Raw genomic sequence first — 22,682 nt, forward strand, 5'->3', positions numbered from 1 at the left:
GTGGGGACAGCGGCGGTGCGGGAGTCAGAGGGTGAGCAGCGGCCGGAGTTCCGCGTACGTACGGGCGCCGATGCCGCTGACCTGCCGGAGCTGGTCGAGGGAGCGGAAGGAACCGTGTGAGGTGCGGTAGGCGAGGATGCGCTGGGCGAGGGTGGGGCCGACACCCGGGAGGGTGTCGAGCTGTTCGAGCGTGGCGCGGTTGAGGCTGACGGGTGGTCGGGGCGCGGCGGGGCCCGGAGGCCCGCTTCCGCTTCCGAGGGCCGGGGTGGGGGCGGGCGCCTGTTCGCCGACCAGGATCTGTTCACCGTCCGTCAGGACGCGGGCCAGGTTGAGGTTCCTGGTGTCCGTGTCCGGCAGCGGACCGCCCGCTGCCCGCAGGGCGTCGGCCACCCGGGAGCCTCCGGGCAGGGTGTGCAGGCCGGGGAGGCCGACCCGCCCCCCGATGTCCACCACGACGGCCGCCCCGGCACCGGAAGCGGCCCCGGCTTCGGCCCCGGGAACGGCGGCGGCCGCGTCGACGGCGGGGACGGACGGCTCGGCCCCCGACGCTGCCGCGACCGCCGCCGGCGCGGGCACGGCGACCGTCTCCGGCCGGGCCAGCCAGAAGTGCTGCGCGGCGTAGCCGACCGCGAAGAGCAGCAGGATCGCCAGCCCTGCCACCGCGCGCCGGTCGAGCGACAGCGCCGAGGCGAACGAGGGGAACGGCGAGGCCGGGGAGAAGGAGGAGACCCGTGAGCGCACCGCCCCGGCCTCCGGCGGTTCCACGGCGTCGCCCGGACCAGGGAGCGCATCACCCGCATCCGGCGGCACCGGCACGGCACCACCGACGGGCGGCCCGGTCGCGGTCGCCGCCCGCTTCGTCGTCCGCTCCCGCGTCGGCGCCGGGGGCTCATCCGAAGGCGCACTCGAAGGCGCGCCCTCAGGCTCGTCCCGCACCGGCAACAGCGCGGCCATCCGCACGCGCAGCGTCTCGTTGATCGCGTGGCGCTTCGCCGCGCCCAGGCTCATGGTCGTCATGCCGAGGACGGTAGGAGTCCTCCGTCGGGTGCGCGGAGATTAACGAAACCCTGTGGAAAACCCGGGGGTTGTGGACAAAAAGCGTCACTCACAAGAGCGAGCGGAAGTGCAAGAGATTGACAGATCGAACGAATGAGCAATCGGCCACCGCGCCTCAGCGCGGCGCGACCACCACCGCGAGCAGCCCGGGCCCGACGTGCGCGCCGATCACCGCCCCCACCTCGCCGACGTACAGCTCCCGCAGTCCCGGCACCCGGGCCCGCAGCCGCTCCGCGAGCGGTTCGGCCCGGTCCTCGGCCGCCAGGTGGTGCACGGTGATGTCGACCTCCCGCTCCCCCGACCGCTCGACCGCGATCTCCTCCAGCCGGGCGATCGCCCGTGACGCCGTCCGCACCTTCTCCAGCGGCTCGATCCGCCCCCCGTCCAGGTGCAGCAGCGGCTTGACCGCCAGCGCCGAACCGAGCAGCGCCCGCGCCGCCCCGATCCGGCCGCCCCGGCGCAGGTGTTCCAGGGTGTCGACGTAGAAGAACCCGCTGGTCCCGGCCGCCCGCCGGCCGGCCGCCCCGGCCACCTCCGCCAGGTCCTGCCCCGCGGCGATCGCCTCGGCCGCCGCCAGCACCCCGTACCCGAGCGCCATCCCGACCAGCCGGCTGTCCACCACGCGCACCGGGACGGGCGCCTCGGCGGCCGCCAGCCGGGCGGCCTCGACGGTGCCGGACAGTTCGCCGGAGATGTGCACCGAGACGATCCCCGTGGCCCCGGCCTCGGCGGCCGCCCGGTAGGCGGCGGCGAAGGTCTCCGGGTTCGGCCGGGAGGTCGTCACCCGCTGCTTGCCGCGCAGCGCCTCGGCGACGTCCTTCGGGGAGATCTCGACACCCTCGCTCAGTACCGAGTCATCGACCGCGACGCTCAGCGGGACCACCGTGATCCCGTGCCGGTCGAGGGCCTCCTGCGGCAGATAGGCCGTGGAATCGGTGACAAGTGCGAGGTCGGAGGGCATGAGCCGGAGGTTACTCCCCGCCGGTCCGGGAGGACAGCGCCCGGGGCACCTGACACCGACCGGCCCCGGGAGGCGCCGGCGGCACCGCGGCCCACCGCACGGAATCCCGCGGGGCTCAGCCCGCGGAGGGCCCCGCCGACGGCTTGCGCAGCCGCTGCGCCAGCTTGGACAGCGGATCGGCCAGCCCGAGCAGTTCCTCCGCGCTCGGCCGCTCCTTCCCGTCGGTCAGCCCGGCCCGAGCAGCCCCTCCCGCGGTACCGGAGGCACCCGCCGCACCGGAGCTACCGGAAGCACCGGGAGCACCCGCCGCACCACCCCCCGCGACGTCCCAGTGCCGCAGCGCCCCGGCCTCGCTCTCGCACTCCTGGCTGAGCCGGGTCAGCTCGTCGTCCGCGAACCGGTGCATCCGGTCCTGCGCCGCCCACCGCATGCTCTCCGCCGAGTGGGTGATCCGCTCCGCCCGCTCACGCAGCTCCGGCAGCTTGGCGGCGATCCGCGCGGTGTCCGGCTCGCGCTCCAGTATCCGCAGCTCGCCGTCGAGTTCGGCGGCGTGCGCGTCGAGCCGGTCCAACAGGGCGAGCGACTCGCCGAGTTGGCCGTCCTGCGCGAGCCCGGCCTCCAGCACCTGCCGGGTGCCGTCGAGCGCGGTCCGCAGGCCCAGCCGGACGGAGGCGATCTGCGCGGGCGGGCCGACCTTGGTGTACGTCTTCGCCTTGAGGCCGACGTTCTCCACGGCGCGGCGGGCGGTGGCCTCGTGCTTCTCGATCTTCGCACCGACCGCCTTGGCGGCCTTGACCGTGCCGATCACGGCCAGGACCATCACCGCGACCCCGAAGAGCAGGACCAAGCCGATCATCACGCCGAACACGTCCATCGCGCGCCACCTTCCGCCGTCGTTCCGGCCCTCACCGGGCCCAACGCGGGCCGCATCGCCGAGGGTTCCACGGTAGCCGCCGCAGCCCGCCCGGGGGAGCCCGAACGATCCCGGCCGACGAAGATCAGGGTCAGATCCGGGATCTCCCCGAGCGCGCGCGAACCCCCCGGCCGCCACCCCCGCAACCCCCACACCCTCCGTACACACCACACCCCCGGCACCCCGCGCACGCCGGACAGGCCCTCCCCGAAAGCCGGCCCGACGCCCCGCGCACCCCCGGACGGGCGCCCCGCAGAACGCCGGACGGGCGCCCCGAAGGACGCCCGCCCGTCACTCCCGCGACAACCGCACTCAGCCGGTGACGATGTTCACCAGCTTCGGCGCCCGCGCGATCACCTTGCGCACCTCGGCCCCGCCGATCGCCGCGACGACCGCCGGCTCCGCCAGCGCCAGCGCCTCCAGCTCGGCGTCCGAGATGCCCGGCGCGACCTCCAGCCGCGCCTTGACCTTGCCCTTGATCTGGACCACGCAGGTCACCGACTCGTCCACCACGTACGCCGGGTCGGCGACCGGGTAGTCGGTGTGCGCCAGCGACTCGCCGTGGCCCAGCCGGCGCCACAGCTCCTCGGCGACGTGCGGGGCCAGCGGCGCGACCATCAGCACCAGCTGCTCGGCCACCGCGCGCGGCGTGGAACCGCGCTTGACCAGGTAGTTGTTCAGCTCGATGGCCTTGGCGACGGCCGTGTTGAAGCGCAGCCCGGCCATGTCGCCGCGGATGCCGTCGATCGTCTTGTGCAGGGCCCGCAGCGTCGCCTCGTCCGGCGCCTCCTCGGTGACGACCAGTTCGCCGGTGGTCTCCGAGACGACGTTGCGCCACAGCCGCTGCAGGAAGCGGTACGAGCCGACGACGGCGCGGGTGTCCCAGGGGCGGGAGACGTCCAGCGGGCCCATCGACATCTCGTACAGGCGCAGCGTGTCGGCGCCGTACTCGTCGGAGATGTCGTCGGGCGCGACGGCGTTCTTCAGGGACTTGCCCATCTTCCCGGCCTCGCGCTTGACCGGCTCGCCCTGCCAGGAGTACTGGCCGTCGCGCTCCTCGACCTCGGCGGCGGGCACCGGGAAGCCGCGCTCGTCGCGGTAGACGTCGGCGGTGATCATGCCCTGGTTGAACAGCTTGTGGAACGGCTCGACGGACGAGACGTGGCCCAGGTCGTGCAGCACCTTGTGCCAGAAGCGCGCGTACAGCAGGTGCAGCACGGCGTGCTCGGCGCCGCCGACGTACAGGTCGGCGCCGCCGGCCGGCTTGGTGGCCGTGGGGCCCAGCCAGTACTGCTCGTTGGCCGGGTCGACGACCGCGGCGGAGTTCGCCGGGTCGACGTAGCGCAGCTCGTACCAGCAGGAACCGGCCCAGTTGGGCATGGTGTTGGTCTCGCGGCGGTACTTCTTCGGGCCGTCGCCCAGGTCCAGTTCCACGTTGACCCAGGCCTCGTTGCGCGACAGCGGGGTCTCCGGCGAGGAGCTGGAGTCGTACGCGTCGAAGGTGCGCGGCGAGTAGTCGTCGACCTCGGGGACCTCGACCGGCAGCATCGAGTCGGGCAGCGCGTGCATGACGCCGTCCTCGTCGTAGACGATCGGGAAGGGCTCGCCCCAGTACCGCTGGCGGCTGAACAGCCAGTCGCGCAGGCGGTAGTTGACGGTGCCCTCGCCGATGCCGCGCTCGCCCAGCCAGGCGGTGGCGGCGGCCTTGGCGTCGACGACGCTCAGCCCGTCCAGCGTCAGGTCGGCTTCCGCGCGGGCGGAGTTGACGATGACGGAGTCGTAGGTGTCGAACGCGTCGTCCCACTCGGCCGGGTCCGAGCCACGCCCGTCGGTCGGCTCGACGACGCAGCGCATCGGCAGGGCGAAGGCGCGGGCGAAGGCGAAGTCGCGGTGGTCGTGGGCGGGGACGGCCATGATGGCGCCGGTGCCGTAGCCCATCAGCACGTAGTCGGCGATGAACACCGGGACGGGCTCGCCGCTGACCGGGTTGACGGCGTAGGCGCCGGTGAAGACGCCGGTCTTGACCTTGGCCTCGACCTGCCGCTCGACATCGGACTTGGCGGCGGCCGCGGCGCGGTAGGCGGCGACGGCCTCGGCGGGGGTGGCGGCGGCGCCGGTCCACTCGGCGGGCACGCCCTCGGGCCAGGCGGCGGGAACGATGGAGTCGACCAGGCCGTGCTCGGGGGCCAGCACCATGTAGGTGGCGCCGAACAGGGTGTCGGGCCGGGTGGTGAAGACGGTGATCTTCTCGTCACCGGGGGCCGCGAAGTCGACCCGGGCTCCCTCGGAGCGCCCGATCCAGTTGCGCTGTTGCAGCTTGATGGCCTCGGGCCAGTCCAGCAGGTCCAGGTCCTCGATCAGCCGGTCCGAGTACGCGGTGATGCGCATCATCCACTGGCGCAGGTTGGACTTGAACACCGGGAAGTTGCCGCGCTCGGAGCGGCCGTCCGCGGTGACCTCCTCGTTGGCCAGCACGGTGCCCAGGCCCGGGCACCAGTTGACCGGCACCTCCTTGGCGTACGCCAGGCGGTACTCGCCCAGCACCTCGTCGCGCTCGGCGGCGGACAGCGACGCCCACGGGCGGCCGTCCGGGGTCTGCCGCTCACCGGACTCGAACGCGGCGACCAGCTCGGCGATCGGACGGGCCCTGCGGGCGTCGCCGTCGTACCAGGAGTCGAAGATCTGCAGGAAGATCCACTGGGTCCAGCGGTAGTAGTCCGGGTCGATCGTGGAGATCGAGCGGCGCGGGTCGTGGCCCAGGCCCAGCCGGCGCAGCTGCCGGCGCATGTTGGCCATGTTGGCCTCGGTGGAGACCCGCGGGTGGGTGCCGGTCTGCACCGCGTACTGCTCGGCGGGCAGGCCGAAGGCGTCGTAGCCCAGCGTGTGCAGCACGTTGTGGCCGGTCATCCGCTGGTAGCGGGCGAAGACGTCGGTGGCGATGTAGCCCAGCGGGTGGCCGACGTGCAGGCCCGCGCCCGAGGGGTACGGGAACATGTCCATGATGAAGCTGTGCGGCTTCGCGGTGACGTCGCCGGCCGCCGGGTCGGCCAGCGCACCGGTGGGGTTGGGGGCGTGGAAGGTGCCCTCCTTCTCCCAGATGTCCTGCCAGCGGGACTCGATCTCGGCCGCCAGCGCGGCGCTGTACCGGAACGGCTCGGTCGCGGTCTCGGCCGCGCCGGACGCAGGGGTCGTCTCGCTCATGGTCCTTCAAGCTCCATCGGTGTCAGTTGGCGAACCGCGCAGGCGGCCGGCCCGTTGACCCGGCCCGGGTCGGGGTCGGGGGGCGGAAAACAAAAAATCCCCTCACAGGAGGGGACGCCACGCCGACTCCGGCACCGCCCGGGGGCGCAGCCGGTCCTGGTCAGCGCGGCCGGCTAAGGAGCAGGCGCACGGTTCGCATGGGCTCAGGGTACCGCAAGCGGGTCGGCCCGCTCCCGGGGATACCGGCCGGCGGGCCCGCTCCTGGGCCCCTCACCTGGGCCGGGGCACCGCCGTCAGCGCGCCGCCGTCCGCCCCGCCGCGTCGAACTCCCGCAGCGCCTTCGCCAGCCGCTCCGACTGCATCCCCGCCGCGAGCGAGCGCGCCAGCGCCGCGGTGCGGGCCGCCTCCCGCTGGTCGCCGAGCCGGCGGTGGGCCTCCGCGAGGCGGACCATCAGCAGCGCCTTGGAACGGGCCCGCCCCGGCCCGAGCCCGGACACCGCCTCGGCGAGCAGCACCTTGGCCAGCCGGTGCTGGCCGAGCGCCAGCCGCCCCTCCCCCACCATCCCGGCGAGGCCCGCCCTGGCCTCCTCCGCGCCGGGCAGGCCGTCCAGCTGGGCGAAGGCCCGGGCGGCGGCGGCCTCGGCCCGTTCGGCCTCGCCCCGGCGGCCGTAGGCGCGGGCGAGCCGGCCGTACTGGCGGGCCCGGCCGGTGGGGCCGAGCGCGGCGCCGTGGGTGTCCAGGGCGGTCGCGAGCGCGGAGACGGCGTCCAGCCCGCGCCCTCCGGTGCCCTGGGTGGCGAGCACGACCAGCGCGCCGAGCACGGCGACGCCGAGCCTGGGGTCGCCGCTGACGTGGGCGGCGCGCAGCGCGGCGACGAAGGCGCGCTGGGCGGCCGCGTCGTGGCCGAGGTCGTACCCGGCCCAGCCGGCCAGCCGGGCGAGTCTGCTGGCCGTGCCGTACAGCTCGCGGCCGAGCCGTTCGTCGTACGAGCCCAGTTCCAGCAGCTTGGCCAGCATGGCGAGTTCGGCCCGGACGGGGCCGAGGACGAGGCCGCCGCCGCAGGCCCGTTCGAGCTTCTGCTTGCTGCGGTAGGAGAGGCCGAGTTCGCCGGCCAGCCCCGGTTCGACGCGCAGCGCTCCCTCGCCGCCGCCGACGGGCGGGGGCGGGGAGTCGAGGCGGGCGGCGGCCTGGTCGAGGTCGGCGCTGCGGAACAGGTCGGTGAGGCGGACCGGCCCGGCGTCGGTGGCGGCCTCGCGCAGCGCGGTCTGGGCGGTGTCGGCGGTCCACGGGTCGGTGAGCAGCCGGGGCGAGAGGATCTTCGCGCCGCGGTGGCCGCCCATCCGGCCCCAGAGCTGCTCGTAGGTGACGGCGATGCCGAGGGTGCGGCTGAGCACCTCGCAGACCGCCTGGTCGTGCGGGCTGCGCGGCACCATGCCGCGGTCGCGCCACTTGTACGGGGCGGTGGAGCTGATGGCCAGGCCCGGCGGCAGGGCGAGGCTCACCTCGCGGGCGAGCCGTTCCGGACTCCAGCCGAGCTGGTGGAGTATCCGGGCCAGTTCCTCGTTCCGCCTTCGCTCCAGATCGGCCATGGCACGACGGTAGCGGGATTCCGGGCGCTCCGGCCGGTGGCGCGGGCAGAACGGCGAAGAGCCGCCCCCCGTTTCCGGGAGGCGGCTCTCGACTGCTGTGGAGCTATGGGGAATTGAACCCCAGACCTCTTGCATGCCATGCAAGCGCTCTACCAACTGAGCTATAGCCCCTTGACCTGCGTCGTCACCGTGGTTCCCGGTTGTTTCCGGCCGTTTCCCTCGGCGACATCGACTACTTTACACGCTCCGGGGTGTGCTCCCGAAATCCGTTTCCCGAGGTCCGCGCCACACGCCCCGGGAGTCCCGCCTCCCGCGCTCCCGGCGTACGCCTCCCGCCCGGGCGTCGGCCGACCAGGCGTACGCCCCGTCACCGCCCCGCACCCCGCCACCGCCGCCGTGCCGCCCGCCACCACCGCCATCCGTCGCGCCGCCATCCGCGCGAGGAGCAGAGGGAGACACCCGCGCACCACCGGAACCGGAACGCCCGGAGCCCCGGACCCCCGAAATGCCGGAAGGCCGCCACCCTTTGGGTGACGGCCTTCCGAACTACTGTGGAGCTATGGGGAATTGAACCCCAGACCTCTTGCATGCCATGCAAGCGCTCTACCAACTGAGCTATAGCCCCGCGACACGGACGACCATGGCTGACCACGACCGCCGGTGCGGAGTGGAGCTATGGGGAATTGAACCCCAGACCTCTTGCATGCCATGCAAGCGCTCTACCAACTGAGCTATAGCCCCGCACTCACCGGATTTCCCGCTTCCCTTCCGGGCCGCGTTCCTTCCCTGCGAACGAGGAAGACTCTAGCCGGTCAGGGCCGGAACTGCGAAATCCGCCCTTTCCGGCCCCCCGCCGGGGGTCCCGTGGGACCCCCGGCGTCCGGTGCCGCCCGCACCGTCACCGCTCAGGTGTCGTCGCCGATGACCGGCTGCGGGAGCGTGCCCGCGTTGTGCTCCAGCAGGCGCCAGCCGCGCGCGCCCTGCCCGAGCACCGACCAGCAGCAGTTGGACAGCCCGCCGAAGCACTCCCACTGGGCGGGCTCCAGACCGAGCAGCCGCCCGAGCATGGTGCGGATCGTCCCGCCGTGGCTGACCACGACCAGGGTGCCGCCCTCAGGGAGCTTGCCGGCGGCGTCCAGCACCACCGGCACCGAACGGTCGGCGACCTCGGTGGCCAGCTCGCCGCCACCGCCGCGCCGCACCGGCTCGCCGGCCGCCCAGGCCGCGTACTCCTCCGGGAAGCGCTCCCGGATCTCGGCGTTGGTCAGGCCCTGCCAGGAGCCCGCGTAGGTCTCCCGCAGGCCCTCGTGGTGCTGCACGTCGAGCCCGGTGACCTCGGCCAGCTCCGCGGCGGTGCGCCGGGCCCGCACGAGGTCGGAGGAGATCAGCAGGTCGGGGCGGAGCCCGGCGAGCAGCCGGGCCGCCCGCTGGGCCTGGAGGACGCCCTGGCCGGTCAGCTCGATGTCCGTGGTGCCCTGGAAACGCGATTCGAGGTTCCAGGAGGTCTGGCCGTGCCGCCAGAAGACGATGCGCGGACCGCGCGCGCCGCGGCTCAGTGCAGGTCCTCGGGCTTGCCGAAGTCGTCGGCCGGGGCGACGGCGTTGCCGGCCTCGTCGGTGTGGGCGTCCGGACGGTTGCGCGTGGCCAGCGCGTCCTCGGGGAGCGGCAGCTCGGCGCAGTCCTTCCAGAGGCGGTCCAGCGAGTAGAAGGAGCGCTCCTCGGAGTGCTGGACGTGGACGACGATGTCCAGGTAGTCGAGCAGGATCCAGCGGCCCTCGCGCTCGCCCTCGCGGCGCACCGGCTTGATGTCCAGCTGCTCGCGCAGCTGGTCCTCGATCTCCTCGGCGATCGAGCGGACCTGGCGGTCGTTGTTCGCGGAGGCGATCAGGAAGGCGTCGGTGATCGACAGCACCTCGCTGACGTCGAAGGCGATGATGTTGTGCGCGAGCTTGTCGGCCGCCGCCTGGGCGGCGACGGTGATGAGCTGCTGGCTGTGGTCGGTGACGGTCACGGTGTTCTTCCGGCTCGGCGGCGTGGGGCGCCCCGGCGCGCGGCCGGGGTCAACTTCCAGGATCTCACGCCGCCCGGGCGGGCCCGGAACCGTTTTCCGGGCCCGCCCCGGCCGCCGCCGGAGCAGGGCCCCGCTACTGGTTCTTCGGCGGCTGGTAGTCCTTGCCGAGCACGACCAGCAGATCCGCGTTCTGGGTGTCGCCGGTCACCTTCTTCACCACCGAGTCCGGCAGGCCGAGGCTGGTCGCCAGCGACTTCGCCGCGCCCTGCCGGGCGTCGTCGGTGTAGCGGATCTCACTGGCGGCCTGCGGGGCGGCCTTGGCGCCGCCCGGGATGAACGTCAGGCCGGAGTTGACGATCTGGACCTGCACGGCGGCCGCCGCGGCGTCGTTGCCGCTGGCGTCCTGGACCGCGACCCGGGCCGGGGCGTCGCCGGCGGCCGCGGACTTCACGGTGCCGCCCAGTACGTCCTTGACCTGCTTGCCCGCGGTCGCCTCGTCCAGGCTGCCGTCCGGCTTGACGGTCAGCGCGGTGGTGCCGAAGTGGCCGTCCTTCGCCTGCTGGGCGAGCTCGGCGAGCACCCCGGCGAGGGCGTCCTCGGGCAGCGAGGGGTCGAGCACCGCGTTCATCCGGTGCACGTCGTCCTTGGCGTCCTTGAACTCGGTCGGCATGGTGCGCACCACCGCGTCCATGACCTGCCCGAACCGGGCCAGCTGGGCGTCCCGGTTCTCCCCCGGCGCCTGCCAGGTGGCGTAGGCGACCGCGGCCTTCCCGCTGAGCAGGATGTTCTTCCCGGCCGCGGACAGCGGCTTGCCGTCCGGCTTGTTGCCCTCGTGGATCTCGGCGTTGGTGTCCACCCGGACGCCGCCGAGCTGGGAGACCAGCAGCTCCAGGTACGGGGTGTCCAGCCGCCAGGTGCCGGCCACCGGGGCGCCGAGCACGGTGGACAGGCCGTCGCGGGTCGCCGAGGAGCCGATGCCGTCCATGGCCTGGCCGATCGTGGTGACCGGCGGGTCGCCCGGGCCGGGCAGCCGCAGGCTGTCGGGCAGCAGCAGCACCGTGCCCTTCTTCCCGGAGGCGTCGTTGACCAGCAGCGCGCTGGACACCTTGCCCTGGAGGTCGCGCAGGTGGACGACGTTGACCTGCCGCCCGCCGGCGGCGGCGGCCGCGGTCGGCTTGTCGCCGGTGAGGAGGAGGTAGCCGCCGACGCCGCCGGCCGCGAGCGCCACCGCCACGCCGAGGCCGATCAGCCGGTTGCGCAGCTTGCGGCGGCGCTCGGCGCGCACCTCGCTGCGCGACTCGGCGAACTTCAGCCAGTCGATGACGTCCTCGGTCTCCTCCGCCTCCTCGTCGACGAAGGTGAACTCGCCCGTGGTGTAGTCGTCCTCGGGCGCCTTGCCGCCGGCCTTCCCGGCCCGCGCGCCGGAGACCTGCTCGGACGGCGCCCCGGCCTTGGCCGGCGCCGCCTCGGCGGCGGGCCGGGGCACCCGCGGACGCGGCGGCGCGGCAGCGGTCGCGGCAGCGGCGGCCGGAGCAACCGGCTCGGTCTCCGCCGGCGCCTGCGGCTCGGTGACGACCGGGGTGGCCGCCTGGTACTGCTGGTAGTCGCCCTGGTACCCCTGCTGCTGGTAGCCGTACGGGTCCTGGACGTACACCGGCTGCCCGTACTGGTCGTACTGCTGCTGCCCGTACGACTGCTGCTGCGGGAACTGCCCGGTGCCGCCGCCCTGTTGGTACCCGTCGTAGCCCTGGTACCCCTGCTGCTGGTAGCCGTACGGGTCCTGCGGGTACACCGGCTGCCCGTACTGGTCGTACTGCTGCTGCTCGTACGACTGCGGCTGCGGCCGCTGCTGTTGTTGCTGCGGCTGCGGTTGCTGCGGGTCCTGGTACTCCTGGTACGGCTGCCGGTACTGCCCGGTGGACCAGTCCTCCGGCCGCCGGCCGTCGCTGCGATCAGTCATGCACCGCTCCTGGATCAGTCCCCGCGCGGCGCGTACAGCGCCCGCTTGTCGATGTAGCGGACCACGCCGTCCGGAACGAGGTACCAGACGGGCTCGCCCTTGGCGACCCGGTTGCGGCAGTCCGTGGAGGAGATGGCCAGCGCCGGGACCTCCACCAGGGAGACCCCGCCCACCGGAAGCCCGGCGTCCGACAGAGTGTGCCCCGGGCGGGTGCATCCGATGAAGTGGGCCAGCGAGAACAGCTCGTCGGAGTCGTGCCAGGACAGGATCTGGGCGAGCGCGTCGGCACCGGTGATGAAGAAGAGGTCGGCGTCCGGGTGCATCGCGTGCAGGTCCCGCAGGGTGTCGACGGTGTACGTCGGGCCCTCGCGGTCGATGTCGATCCGGCTGACCGAGAACTGCGGGTTCTCGGCGGTGGCGATGACCGTCATCAGGTAGCGGTCCTCGGCGGCGGTGACGTGGCGGTCGCTCTTCTGCCACGGCTGCCCGGTCGGCACGAAGATCACCTCGTCCAGGTGGAACGCGCTCGCGACCTCACTGGCCGCGACGAGGTGGCCGTGGTGGATCGGGTCGAAGGTGCCGCCCATGACGCCCAGGCGCTTCTTCGCCGGTTCCGGTCCGCCGGGATTCCCGGCCTGCTCTCCCATGCCGCCACACCTTACGCGACGCCCGTTACGGTGCGGGAACGGTCGGGTGGGGGTCCTTCACAGACCGCGTGGGGGTTGTCCGCAGATGCGTGAGGGAGCGGCCGGCCGATGGCCGGACGCTCCCCGAGCGGTCCGTCGACCCGGCTCAGCGGTCCCGGTTGAAGCGGGTGGTGATGAAGAGCAGGACCAGCAGGATGAACAGCGCGGCGCCACCGGTCAGGGCCGGGTTCAGACTGTCGTGGTTGCCCCCCTCGCCCTCGGCGAGCAGGTTCAGGACGGGGAGTGCGGCAGCAGTGTTCATGGTCGGCTGGACCTTCTCGGCTCGGTGAACGGACCTGGGGGTGTTCGGAGGCCGATGAGGGCCCACCCGCCATCGTACGGGGGGTTACACGGCAACCGCTCGGCGGCCCACCGCCGCTGACCGGGCGTGAGCACCACCCGCCACGGAGGCCCTAGTTGTTCTTGAAGGCGCGGGCCATGATCCAGACCAGCAGGCCGATGCCCACGAAGGAGGCGACCACGATGATCCGCAGGAACAGGCCCGGACCGGCCTCGTCGGAGATGGGCGCGGCCAGGCTGACAAGCGTGTCGGTGGACATCTGCGGGGGCTCCTAGAACTGCTCGGTACCGCGGCCGGGTCCGGTCTCGGTCGTCCAGGAATCAGGTTAAACCGGCTTCACACCGGCGCCGCCCACCGGCCCCCGCGACCTGCCCGCACCGCGGGCCGGAACGTCCCGGCCGGAACGTCCCGGCCGCCGTCCCGGACCCGCGCGTACGCTGACCCCGGGGACGAGTACGCAACCGCGGACGTTGCAGAGACAGTCGTTGCAGGCGAAGACCAGCGGGGGGCGGGCCAGCGGGCCCGCGGCCGCCGTCGACCAGGAGGTACTCAGACCATGACCGACACGACCGCGAAGACCCCGAGCCGCCGCCGCGAACGCTTCCCCGGAATCTCCACCCGGGCCTGGGAGCACCCGGCGGACCGCTCGGCCCTGGTCGCCCTGCGCAAGCTGACCGGCTTCGACGACATCCTGAAGAAGCTGGCCGGCCTGGTCTCCGAGCGGGCGATCCGGCTGATGTTCCTGGCCACGGCCGTGAAGACCTCCGAGCGCCAGTTCCCCGAGCTGCACGCGATGGTGCGCGACGCCTCCTACGTGCTCGACCTGGAGCGGGTCCCCGACCTGTACGTCAGCCAGGACCCGACGGTCAACGCGTACTGCATCGGCATCGACACCCCGATCATCGTGATCACCAGCGGCCTGGTCGAGCTGCTGGACGAGGAGGAGCTGCGCTCGGTCATCGGCCACGAGGTGGGCCACGCGATGTCCGGCCACGCCGTCTACCGGACGATGCTGATGATCCTCACCAACATCGCCACCCGGATCGCCTGGGTGCCGCTCGGCAACCTGGCGATCACCGCGATCATCACCGCGCTCAAGGAGTGGTTCCGCAAGGCGGAGCTGTCCAGCGACCGGGCCGGCCTGCTCGCCGGGCAGGACCTCCAGGCGTCCATGCGGGCCCTGATGAAGCTCGCCGGCGGCCACAACCTGGCCGAGATGAACGTCGACGCCTTCCTGGAGCAGGCCGAGGAGTACGAGAAGGCCGGCGACCTGCGCGACGGCGTGCTCAAGGTGCTCCAGCTGCTGCCGCAGACCCACCCCTTCGCGGTCGTCCGGGTCGCCCAGCTGAAGAAGTGGGCGGAGAGCGACGAGTACCGCTCGATCCTGGCCGGCGCCTACCCGCGCCGCTCGGACGACCCGGACACCTCGGTCACCGAGCAGTGGAAGGCCGCCGCCGAGCACTACACGACCTCGGTCAAGGAGAGCAAGGACCCGCTGATGGGCCTGCTCAGGGACGTCGCCGGCGGCGCCGCGACCGTCGGCGGCAAGCTCCGCGACACCTTCACCGGCGCCACCGGCAGCCGCAGCGGCTCCGCGGGCAACGGTTCCTCGGGCAACGGCTCCTCGGACCGCGACGGCAGCTGACCCACCGGGACCGCGACGGCGGCCGGCGCCCGCCCGGGCACCGGCCGCCGCGCCGTTCCACGGGCCCGGAAACCGCCCGGCACGCCCCCCGCCTCCCGGCCCCCGCCCCTCAGCTGCCCGCCAGCACCCCGCACACCTGCCAGCCGGGACGGGCGTGGTTGCCGGGGTCGACCGGCGACGGCGGCGCGACCACCGTGCCCTGCGCCGTGGCCAGCACCGGCTGCAGGAAGCCCGCCGTCGAGGTCCCGCAGGACTCGGGCCCGGCCTGCACCACCGCGTCCACCAGCCGCAGCTGCGCCGAGGCCAGGTCGACCCGGTCGAACCGGAAGGTCAGCTGGCGCCGCACGGTCTCCAGGCCGGCCGGCGCTCCGGCCGGGGCACCGCCCGGCTTCAGCGCGTAGACGAAGGTGTGGTCGGTGGTGATCTGCAAGGTCCCGTCGTCCGCCTCGTCGATCCGCATCGCGCCGGCCACCTTCACGGTGTTCGAGGCCAGCGCGACCCGCGCCGGGTCGAAGCGGACCATCCAGCCGGTCGCCGCGTGGTGCCGGTCGTCCACCGGCTGCGCCACGCTCGCGTCGAACCCCGCCAGCTCACCGGGCGTGACGAAGGCCCGCACGTCCGAGGTGGCCCCCCGGACCAGGACGGCCGGGGAGAGCGAGGAGGCCACCAGGTAGCGCTGGACGGTGTCCAGCGCCTTGGTCACCTCGACCCGGCTGAAGTGCCCGGTGGCGGCCCCGGTCGGGGTGTTCAGCCCGAGCGCGCCGTCCCCGTAGCCGGGCGTCAGCCCGGCGAACGGGTCCGCCGGGTCGGCGACCGGCCTGACGGCCGAAGCCGGGCTCAACGCGACCAGGCTGACGGTCAGTTGACTGCCCTCGGGATGCACCGCGGTCACCGTCGGCGAACTCACCCCGAAGTACACCGCGGCCCCGAAGGCCAGCAGGATGAGCAGCAGCAGGGCGAGCGCCCGGCGCGGGACGGTGCCCAGCGGGCCGAGCCGCACCCGCGCCCGGGTGGCCCTGCCGAAGGTGCCGGCCAGCCGCTCCCGGGCGGAGAGCTCCTGGATGCGGGCAGCCCGCACGAACGATTCGTCGAACACGACGGACCGGAATTCGTCCTCGTTGCCGGAACCGTCCCCGGGCGTGCCCTCAGGAGGCTCTCGCGGGTCACCCACACCACCAGGGTAGGCGGACACCAGCGCCGCCACGAGGGCCCGGACGCACATTCCCGGGAACGCTCCGTGACCACCGTCCCGGGGCGCCCGTGCCGGGACACGCGCTAACCCGCGGGCGCCGTGACCACCAGCGGGGGCTCGGCCGGGGCCTGCCCCGGTTCGACCCCGGCACTGCTGCTGCCGGACTCGGGGCGCCGGGGCGTGCCCGGGGAACCGCCCACGCCCTGGTAGACCGCCGCGACCGCGACCGCCACCAGGCTCACCCCCATGATCACGGCGAGCACCCAGGCCACCGGCCGGTGCCAGCGCTGCTGGGCCACGTACCGTCCGCGGGCGCGCACCGGATCGTAGCCGCGCCGCCGGCGCCGCCGGCCCCTGCGGTCGGCCGCCCGGCCCGGCCCCGACCAGGGATCGGGGTAGAGGTGGTCCGCGTCGAGTCCGGTCGGGTACGGGCGCAGCTCCAGCGGCAGCCCGTCTCCGGCCGGAACGTCACAGCCCCAGCCCGGACCCGCGGTCTCCGGCTCGAACCTGGCCTCGGCGGCGGCGAGTTGCCGCTCCTTGGCGGTCGGCTCGTGCACGGCGGCGGACCGGACGAAGGCCTCATCGAAGACCACGGTGGCGAACTCGTCGTCCGCACCACCGTGGTCGGCGCCGTCGGGGTACGGAAAGCCCCCCACATCCTCAGCCACGGATTCAGCGTATTACCGGCCGGGCGATTTGTCTGTGGCTCCCGGCAGTTGGTCCGTCGCACGTGTGACGGCCGGCCCCCGCTGGCGCGGTCAGCGGCCGTCCGCGTCCCCGCCCACGGTCTGCGTCGCCTCGCCCCGCACGTGCCCGTCACCAGTGACGATGTACTTGGTGCTGGTCAGCTCGGGCAGGCCCATCGGGCCGCGGGCGTGCAGCTTCTGGGTGGAGATGCCGATCTCCGCGCCGAAGCCGAACTCACCGCCGTCGGTGAAGCGGGTGGAGGCGTTGACGGCCACCGTGGTGGAGTCGACCAACCGGGTGAACCGGCGGGCGGCGGCCTGCGAGGTGGTGACGATCGCCTCGGTGTGGCCGGAGGACCAACGGCGGATGTGCTCCACGGCGGCGTCCAGCGAGGGCACCACGGCGGCGGCCAGGTCGAGCGACAGGTACTCGGCGCCCCAGTCCTCGTCGGTGGCCGGCACCACGGTGGCCGCGCCGCCCTCGGCGGCCTTCAGCACCGCCTCGTCGCCGTGCACGGTCACCCCGGCCTCGGCGAGCGCTGCCAGCGCGAGCGGCAGGAAGGCGTCCGCGACGTCCTGGTGGACCAGCAGCGTCTCGGCCGCGTTGCAGACGCTGACCCGCTGCGCCTTGGAGTTGAGCAGGATGCCGACGGCCATCGCCAGGTCGGTCTCGGCGTCCACGTAGACGTGGCAGTTGCCGGTGCCGGTCTCGATCACCGGGACGGTCGAGCCCTCCACCACGGTGCGGATCAGCGAGGCGCCGCCGCGCGGGATCAGCACGTCCACGTGGCCGCGGGCGCGCATCAGCTCCCTCACCGAGTCGCGGCTCTCCCCCGGCACCAGCTGGACCGCGTCGGCGGGCAGCCCGGCCCCGGCGACGGCGTCGCGCACCACGGCGACCAGCGCGGTGTTGGAGCGGTAGGCCGAGGCGGAGCCGCGCAGCAGCACCGCGTTGCCGGACTTGAGGCAGAGCGCGGCGGCGTCCGCGGTGACGTTCGGGCGGGCCTCGTAGATGATGCCGACCACGCCGAGCGGCACCCGGACCTGCCGCACGTCCAGGCCGTTGGGCAGGGTGTAGCCGCGCACCACCTCGCCGACCGGGTCGGGCAGCCCGGCCACGTCGCGCACGTCGGAGGCGATCGCGGCGATCCGCTCGGCGGTCAGGGTCAGCCGGTCGATCACCGACTCGGCCGTCCCGGCCGCGCGGGCCCGCGCCACGTCCTCGGCGTTGGCCGCGACGATCTCGGCGCCGCGGGCCACCAGGGCGTCCGCGACCGCCAGCAGCGCGGCGTCCTTCACGCCGCGCGGCAGCGGGGCGAGCGCGGCGGCGGCCTCCCTGGCTCGGCGCGCTACGGCGAGGACGGGGCTGTCGGCGGTGGCGAGGTCGCTGGTCATGCCGCCAAGGGTAGCGACTGGGTCCGTCCCGCCCGGGCGGCATTTCGCCCGGTGAGACGGCGCTCGCCAGGTCACGCCCGACGCCGCTCGCGCGAGCCCCCGGCGGCGCTCGCGCGATCGCCCTCGACGCCGCTCGCGCGGCCCTGGCCCGACGGGGCTGCCCGACCCGTCAGGACGGCTCAGTACGGGTACACCCCGCCCAGGTGCGACGGCGGATCGCCGAAGCCCTCCGCCACCCGTTTGTGGTACGTCGCCCGGTCGACGACCTCCAGCCCGACGATCTCCCAGGGCGGCAGGTTCGAGGTGACCTTGTGCTCGCCCCACAGCCGCAGCGCGATGGCCGCCGCGTCGTGCAGGTCCCTGGCCTGCTCCCAGTAGCGGATCTCGGCGTGGTCGGCCGCGTAGCGGGCGGTCAGGAAGAACGCGTGGTCGTGCGCCAGCTGCTCCAGTGAGGTGCGCAGCGAGGTCAGCGGGGTGACCTGCCCGGCCACGCTCAGCACCACGTGCCACAGCCGCGCCTGCTCGGGCACGGTGGGCGGCTGGTCCGCCCGGGTGCGTTCGGGCCGCAGCCTGCGCACCCCGCCGGGCCCCTGCGGCGGACCGGCCGGCTCGGCGGGCCCGTCCCCGCGTCCGCCGTCGATACTGGTCAGCCGCCGGCCCGCCGTCCCTGCGGTCAGCGCTGCCTCGCGCCTGCGTTCCACCGGCGGCCTCCTGTTCGGCGATGTCGTGTCGTCCCCACCGGCCCCGTCGGCCCTCGGCCGACCGGTACGGCTGCGCCCCTCCCCGCCCGCGGCCGGACCGCTCCCGGTGCGGGGCGACCCGTCGGGCGCACTGCGCCGATCGGCCGGGCGGCCGGTGCCGGCCCGCCGGGCCGGTCAGCCGCGCAGAAGGACCAGGTCGTCGCGGTGGACGACCTCGCGCTCGTACGCGGCGCCGAACTCCTGGGCCAGGTCGCGGGTGGACCGGCCGAGCAGGCGGGGCAACTCCCTCGCATCAAAGTTGACCAGTCCGCGAGCCACGATGTGGCCGTTTTCGGCAAGAAGGTCCACCGGATCACCCGCGGCGAACTCCCCGTCGACCTTGGTGACCCCGGCGGGCAGCAGCGAGGCGCCGCCGGAGACGACCGCCGTGACGGCGCCCGCGTCCAGGTGCAGGGCCCCGCGCGGGCTGCTGGCGTGGGCCAGCCAGAGCATCCGGTCGGAGGTCCGGCTGCCGGTGCGCAGGAAGAGCGTGCCGGTGGGCCGGCCGGCCAGCGCGTCGGCGGCCTGGCTGGCGGCGGTGAGCACCACGGGGATGCCCGCGCCGGTGGCGATCCTGGCCGCCTCGACCTTGGTGACCATGCCGCCGGTGCCGACCCCGGCCTTGCCGGCGCTGCCGATCTCGACGCCGTCGAGGTCCTGCGGGCCGCGTACCTCGGTGATCCGGCTGGTGCCGGGGCGGGACGGGTCGCCGTCGTACAGGCCGTCCACGTCGGAGAGCAGCACCAGCAGGTCGGCCCGGACCAGGTGGGCGACCAGCGCGGCGAGCCGGTCGTTGTCGCCGAACTTGATTTCGGCGGTGGCGACGGTGTCGTTCTCGTTGACGATCGGCATCGCGCCCATCGCCAGCAGCTGGTCCAGGGTGCGGTAGGCGTTGCGGTAGTGGGCGCGCCGGCTGGCGTCCTCGGCGGTGAGCAGCACCTGGCCGACCCGGATGCCGTACCGGGCGAAGGAGGCGGTGTACCGGGCGACCAGCAGGCCCTGGCCGACGCTGGCGGCGGCCTGCTGGCGGGCCAGGTCCTTGGGCCGCCCCTCCAGACCGAGCGGGGCGAGGCCGGCGGCGATGGCCCCGGAGGAGACGAGCACGACCTCCGGCGGCTCCGGGCGGGCCCGGAGCTTGGCGAGCGCGTCCACCAGGGCGTCGACGCGGTCGGCGTCCAGGCCGCCGGCCGCCGTGGTCAGCGAGGAGGAGCCGACCTTGACGACGATCCGCCGCGCGGTCAGCACCTCCTCCCGCAGGGAGTCCTCGCTCATCTCGCTGTTCGCCCTTCCGGTGTGGTGCGGGTGCGGCGGGCCGGGACCGGCCGTCACCCCCGAAATCTACGCGATCCGCGCAGGTCGCCCGCAGGGTGTTTCACCGGCTGGACCCGGGCCGGTCACCGGCTCGTCACGGCCCGTCCACCACTTCGGATGGCTGGTATGGTCCCTGACCGCAAGCCAGATCGGGGGACGGCTTCTTGCCCGCTGTACCCATGTCGTCATCGACTCTTCCTGTCACGACGGGCGGCGCCGCACCGGGCAATGGCCGGCAACGGCCGCGGCCGCGCGCCCAGGAGAAATGCGCACCACGCGTTCGTACACCACCAAGCTGACCGTCGCCGCGCTCGCGGCGGCCACCGCCCTCTCGCTCGCGGCCTGCGGGCCGGAGAACACGGACACCCCGGCCGGCACCGGCGCGGCCCCGGACTCGAAGTTCGTCGTCTTCGACGCCACCGGCAAGAAGGCCCTCGACGTCCTGAGCGCCGCCACCCCGCTGCCCAAGTGCACCAGCGCGAAGTTCCAGGGCGTCGCCAAGGGCACCGAGGCCAAGGGCTGCACCATCATCTCCACCACCGGCTGAAGCTCCAGGCCTCCTGGACGAAGTGACGCCCCGTCACCGCCGAGCGCGCGAACGGCCCCCGCCACCTCGACGGGTGGCGGGGGCCGTTCGGCGCGGAGCACTCAGTGCTCCTCGTCGTCCTCGCTCTCGATGGCGGCCTGCCGGCTGCTGGAGAGCGCCTCGAAGGCGAGGAACTCGGCCTCGGCCGCGTCCCGGCCCTTCTGCTTCTCGCGGCGGCGGTCGACGGCCGGACGCGGGCTGTCCATGCGGTGGTCCTCACCGCGACGGCCGAGCATCTCGGCACCGGCGGCCATGGTCGGCTCCCAGTCGAAGACGACGGCGTTCTCCTCCGGGCCGATGATGACGGTGTCGCCCTCCTGCGCCCCGACCTTCCACAGCTTCTCCTCGACACCGAGGCGGGCCAGCCGGTCGGCGAGGTAGCCGACGGCCTCGTCGTTGCTGAAGTCGGTCTGCCGGACCCAGCGCTCCGGCTTGGTGCCGCGGATGTGGTAGGCGCCGTCCTCCTCGGTGATGGTGAAGCCCTCGTCGTCGACGGCCTTGGGCCGCAGCACGATCCGGGTGGACTCCTCGACCGGCTTGGCGGCGCGCGCCTCGGAGACGATCCCGGCCATCGCGAAGCTCAGCTCGCGCAGGCCCTTGCGGGAGGCCGCGGAGACCTCGAACACCCGGTAGCCGCGCTCCTCCAGGGAGGTGCGGGTCAGGTCGGCGATGTCCTGGCCGTCCGGGACGTCCACCTTGTTGAGCGCGACCAGGCGCGGGCGGTCTTCCAGGCCGCCGTACTCGGCGAGCTCGGCCTCGATCGTCTCCAGGTCGCTCAGCGGGTCGCGGCCGGGCTCCAGGGTGGCGCAGTCCAGCACGTGCACCAGCACCGAACAGCGCTCGACGTGCCGCAGGAACTCCAGGCCCAGGCCGCGGCCCTGGCTGGCGCCCGGGATCAGGCCGGGCACGTCGGCGATGGTGTAGACGGTCTCGCCCGCGGTGACCACGCCGAGGTTGGGGATCAGGGTGGTGAACGGGTAGTCCGCGATCTTCGGCTTGGCGGCGGAGAGCACCGAGATCAGCGAGGACTTGCCCGCGCTCGGGTAGCCCACCAGGGCCACGTCGGCGACGGACTTGAGCTCCATGACGATGTCGCCGGCCTCGCCGGGCTCGCCGAGCAGCGCGAAGCCGGGCGCCTTGCGGCGGGCCGAGGACAGCGCGGCGTTGCCGAGGCCGCCGCGGCCGCCCTGGGCGGCGACGAAGCTGGTGCCGTGCCCGACCAGGTCGGCCAGCACGTTGCCCTGGCGGTCCAGCACCACGGTGCCGTCCGGCACCATCAGGACGAGGTCCTCGCCGATCGCGCCGGTGCGGTTGCCGCCCGCGCCCGGCTTGCCGTTGGTGGCCTTGCGCTTGGGCGAGTGGTGGTACTCCAGCAGGGTGGTGACCTGCGCGTCCACGGTGAGGATGACGCTGCCGCCCTCACCGCCGTTGCCGCCGTCCGGGCCGCCGAGCGGCTTGAACTTCTCGCGGTGCACGGAGGCGCAGCCGTGGCCCCCGTTACCCGCGGCGACGTGAAGTTCGACGCGGTCCACGAAGGTGGTCATGGGTGTGCCTCCAGTGCGCGAGAGTCTGCATTGCTGCCTGAGTAAAACGTGAAGGGTGGACCGGAGAATTCCGGCCCACCCTTCACTGTGGGTCTTCTCAGACCCGGTGAGTCTTCTCAGACCCGGGAGTCCGCGGGGACTCAGGCCTCGACGGCCACGATGTTGACGACCTTGCGGCCGCGACGGTTGCCGAACTGCACCGCACCGGCGGTCAGCGCGAACAGGGTGTCGTCGCCACCGCGGCCGACACCGGCACCCGGGTGGAAGTGGGTGCCGCGCTGGCGGACGATGATCTCGCCGGCGGAGACGACCTGGCCACCGAAGCGCTTCACGCCGAGGCGCTGGGCGTTCGAGTCACGGCCGTTACGAGTAGAGCTTGCGCCCTTCTTGTGTGCCATTTTCCGCTATCCCCTTACTTGCTGACCGAGTCGATGCTGGTGATGCGCACCGCGGTGTGCTGCTGACGGTGACCCTGACGGCGGCGGTAGCCGGTCTTGTTCTTGTAGCGCAGGATGATGATCTTGTCACCCTTGGTCTGGTCGACCACCTCGGCGTGAGCCTTCACGCCGGCCAGGACCCACGGGTCGGAGGTGACAGCGTCACCGTCGACGACGAGGAGGGTCGAGAGCTCGACCGAGTCACCCGGCTTGGCCTCGATACGGTCGATCTCCAGCACGTCGCCGACGGCGACCTTGTGCTGGCGGCCGCCTGCGCGAACGATCGCGTACATGCGGTACCTGCTTTCCTTGCTCGGTCGGAACCCCCGACGCCAGCCACCTGGGTACGGACACAGGAGCCTCTCCCCGGCTCTCCGCGCGAACGCGGCGACCTCGGGAAGGTGATGTGCTCGGGAGCATGGCGTAGACACGCCGATGGTCAAGAATACGGACCGGCCGCCCGGGGGG

21 protein-coding genes and 3 tRNA genes are annotated in these 22,682 nt (G+C 73.5%); 2 read left to right on the forward strand and 22 right to left on the reverse strand.

Annotation, left to right across the window (positions count from 1 at the left end):
• Positions 1-24: 24 nt before the first annotated feature.
• The 14 genes from ACZ7C5_RS21275 to ACZ7C5_RS21340 form a co-directional block, all read right to left on the reverse strand.
• Positions 25-1,017, reverse strand: a complete 993-nt coding sequence (locus ACZ7C5_RS21275; RefSeq protein ID WP_470323210.1) for a ComEA family DNA-binding protein — start codon at positions 1,015-1,017, stop codon at positions 25-27.
• 154 nt (positions 1,018-1,171) lie between these two features.
• A complete protein-coding gene (locus ACZ7C5_RS21280) occupies positions 1,172-2,017 on the reverse strand; it encodes a DegV family protein (protein ID WP_401077990.1) in 846 nt (281 codons plus the stop codon).
• Between the two features lie 115 nt (positions 2,018-2,132).
• Complete coding sequence (locus ACZ7C5_RS21285; RefSeq protein ID WP_470323211.1) at positions 2,133-2,891, reverse strand: hypothetical protein; 759 nt, start codon at positions 2,889-2,891, stop codon at positions 2,133-2,135.
• Positions 2,892-3,242: 351 nt separating this feature from the next.
• The gene (gene leuS / locus ACZ7C5_RS21290; protein ID WP_401077985.1) at positions 3,243-6,131 is read right to left on the reverse strand and encodes a leucine--tRNA ligase; all 2,889 of its coding nucleotides are present in this window, start codon (positions 6,129-6,131) and stop codon (positions 3,243-3,245) included.
• Between the two features lie 293 nt (positions 6,132-6,424).
• Positions 6,425-7,720 (reverse strand): hypothetical protein, encoded by a 1,296-nt coding sequence (locus tag ACZ7C5_RS21295; RefSeq protein ID WP_401077982.1) that lies wholly within the window; start codon positions 7,718-7,720, stop codon positions 6,425-6,427.
• 98 nt (positions 7,721-7,818) lie between these two features.
• Positions 7,819-7,891 (reverse strand) — tRNA-Ala (locus tag ACZ7C5_RS21300).
• 381 nt (positions 7,892-8,272) lie between these two features.
• Positions 8,273-8,345, reverse strand: a tRNA-Ala gene (locus ACZ7C5_RS21305).
• A gap of 43 nt (positions 8,346-8,388) precedes the next feature.
• Positions 8,389-8,461, reverse strand: a tRNA-Ala gene (locus ACZ7C5_RS21310).
• 164 nt (positions 8,462-8,625) lie between these two features.
• On the reverse strand, positions 8,626-9,276 hold the full coding sequence (locus tag ACZ7C5_RS21315; protein ID WP_401079745.1) for a histidine phosphatase family protein: 651 nt from the start codon (positions 9,274-9,276) through the stop codon (positions 8,626-8,628).
• A complete protein-coding gene (rsfS, locus tag ACZ7C5_RS21320) occupies positions 9,273-9,731 on the reverse strand; it encodes a ribosome silencing factor (protein ID WP_401077980.1) in 459 nt (152 codons plus the stop codon). The genes ACZ7C5_RS21315 and rsfS overlap by 4 nt, the downstream gene beginning before the upstream one ends.
• 133 nt (positions 9,732-9,864) lie before the next feature.
• Positions 9,865-11,691, reverse strand: a complete 1,827-nt coding sequence (locus tag ACZ7C5_RS21325; RefSeq protein WP_470323212.1) for a LytR C-terminal domain-containing protein — start codon at positions 11,689-11,691, stop codon at positions 9,865-9,867.
• Between the two features lie 14 nt (positions 11,692-11,705).
• Entirely contained in the window at positions 11,706-12,338 is a 633-nt protein-coding gene (gene nadD, locus ACZ7C5_RS21330) for a nicotinate-nucleotide adenylyltransferase (protein ID WP_401077974.1), read from the reverse strand.
• 145 nt (positions 12,339-12,483) lie between these two features.
• A complete protein-coding gene (locus tag ACZ7C5_RS21335) occupies positions 12,484-12,639 on the reverse strand; it encodes a hypothetical protein (protein ID WP_188295497.1) in 156 nt (51 codons plus the stop codon).
• Positions 12,640-12,790: 151 nt separating this feature from the next.
• Positions 12,791-12,937 (reverse strand): hypothetical protein, encoded by a 147-nt coding sequence (locus tag ACZ7C5_RS21340; RefSeq protein ID WP_401077972.1) that lies wholly within the window; start codon positions 12,935-12,937, stop codon positions 12,791-12,793.
• 297 nt (positions 12,938-13,234) lie between these two features.
• Between ACZ7C5_RS21340 and ACZ7C5_RS21345 the strand changes: the two genes are divergently transcribed.
• A complete protein-coding gene (locus ACZ7C5_RS21345) occupies positions 13,235-14,323 on the forward strand; it encodes a M48 family metallopeptidase (protein WP_401077970.1) in 1,089 nt (362 codons plus the stop codon).
• 109 nt (positions 14,324-14,432) lie between these two features.
• On the opposite strand, the gene ACZ7C5_RS21350 is transcribed toward ACZ7C5_RS21345, so the two are convergent.
• The 5 genes from ACZ7C5_RS21350 to proB all read right to left on the reverse strand — a co-directional run bounded on the left by ACZ7C5_RS21350 (position 14,433) and on the right by proB (position 19,608).
• Positions 14,433-15,494, reverse strand: coding sequence for an SCO2583 family membrane protein (locus ACZ7C5_RS21350; protein ID WP_470323213.1), 1,062 nt, complete (start codon positions 15,492-15,494; stop codon positions 14,433-14,435).
• A 104-nt stretch (positions 15,495-15,598) separates the two neighbouring features.
• On the reverse strand, positions 15,599-16,183 hold the full coding sequence (locus tag ACZ7C5_RS21355) for an SCO2584 family spore wall biosynthesis protein (RefSeq protein ID WP_188295501.1): 585 nt from the start codon (positions 16,181-16,183) through the stop codon (positions 15,599-15,601).
• A gap of 90 nt (positions 16,184-16,273) precedes the next feature.
• Positions 16,274-17,596 carry a glutamate-5-semialdehyde dehydrogenase gene (locus tag ACZ7C5_RS21360; protein ID WP_470323214.1) on the reverse strand — a complete coding sequence of 441 codons (1,323 nt, stop codon included), beginning with the start codon at positions 17,594-17,596 and terminating at the stop codon, positions 16,274-16,276.
• A gap of 179 nt (positions 17,597-17,775) precedes the next feature.
• The gene (locus ACZ7C5_RS21365; protein WP_401077959.1) at positions 17,776-18,297 is read right to left on the reverse strand and encodes a hypothetical protein; all 522 of its coding nucleotides are present in this window, start codon (positions 18,295-18,297) and stop codon (positions 17,776-17,778) included.
• Between the two features lie 174 nt (positions 18,298-18,471).
• Entirely contained in the window at positions 18,472-19,608 is a 1,137-nt protein-coding gene (proB, locus tag ACZ7C5_RS21370) for a glutamate 5-kinase (protein ID WP_470323215.1), read from the reverse strand.
• A 304-nt stretch (positions 19,609-19,912) separates the two neighbouring features.
• On the opposite strand from proB, the gene ACZ7C5_RS21375 reads away from it, so the two are divergent.
• Positions 19,913-20,194 (forward strand): hypothetical protein, encoded by a 282-nt coding sequence (locus ACZ7C5_RS21375; RefSeq protein ID WP_401077954.1) that lies wholly within the window; start codon positions 19,913-19,915, stop codon positions 20,192-20,194.
• 101 nt (positions 20,195-20,295) lie between these two features.
• On the opposite strand, the gene obgE is transcribed toward ACZ7C5_RS21375, so the two are convergent.
• The 3 genes from obgE to rplU form a co-directional block, all read right to left on the reverse strand.
• The gene (gene obgE, locus ACZ7C5_RS21380) at positions 20,296-21,777 is read right to left on the reverse strand and encodes a GTPase ObgE (protein WP_401077951.1); all 1,482 of its coding nucleotides are present in this window, start codon (positions 21,775-21,777) and stop codon (positions 20,296-20,298) included.
• A gap of 140 nt (positions 21,778-21,917) precedes the next feature.
• Positions 21,918-22,175 (reverse strand): 50S ribosomal protein L27, encoded by a 258-nt coding sequence (gene rpmA, locus ACZ7C5_RS21385; RefSeq protein WP_030233756.1) that lies wholly within the window; start codon positions 22,173-22,175, stop codon positions 21,918-21,920.
• 14 nt (positions 22,176-22,189) lie between these two features.
• A complete protein-coding gene (gene rplU / locus ACZ7C5_RS21390) occupies positions 22,190-22,507 on the reverse strand; it encodes a 50S ribosomal protein L21 (RefSeq protein ID WP_188295972.1) in 318 nt (105 codons plus the stop codon).
• Positions 22,508-22,682: the final 175 nt, after the last annotated feature.

Source organism: Kitasatospora sp. NPDC036993 (assembly GCF_055607525.1).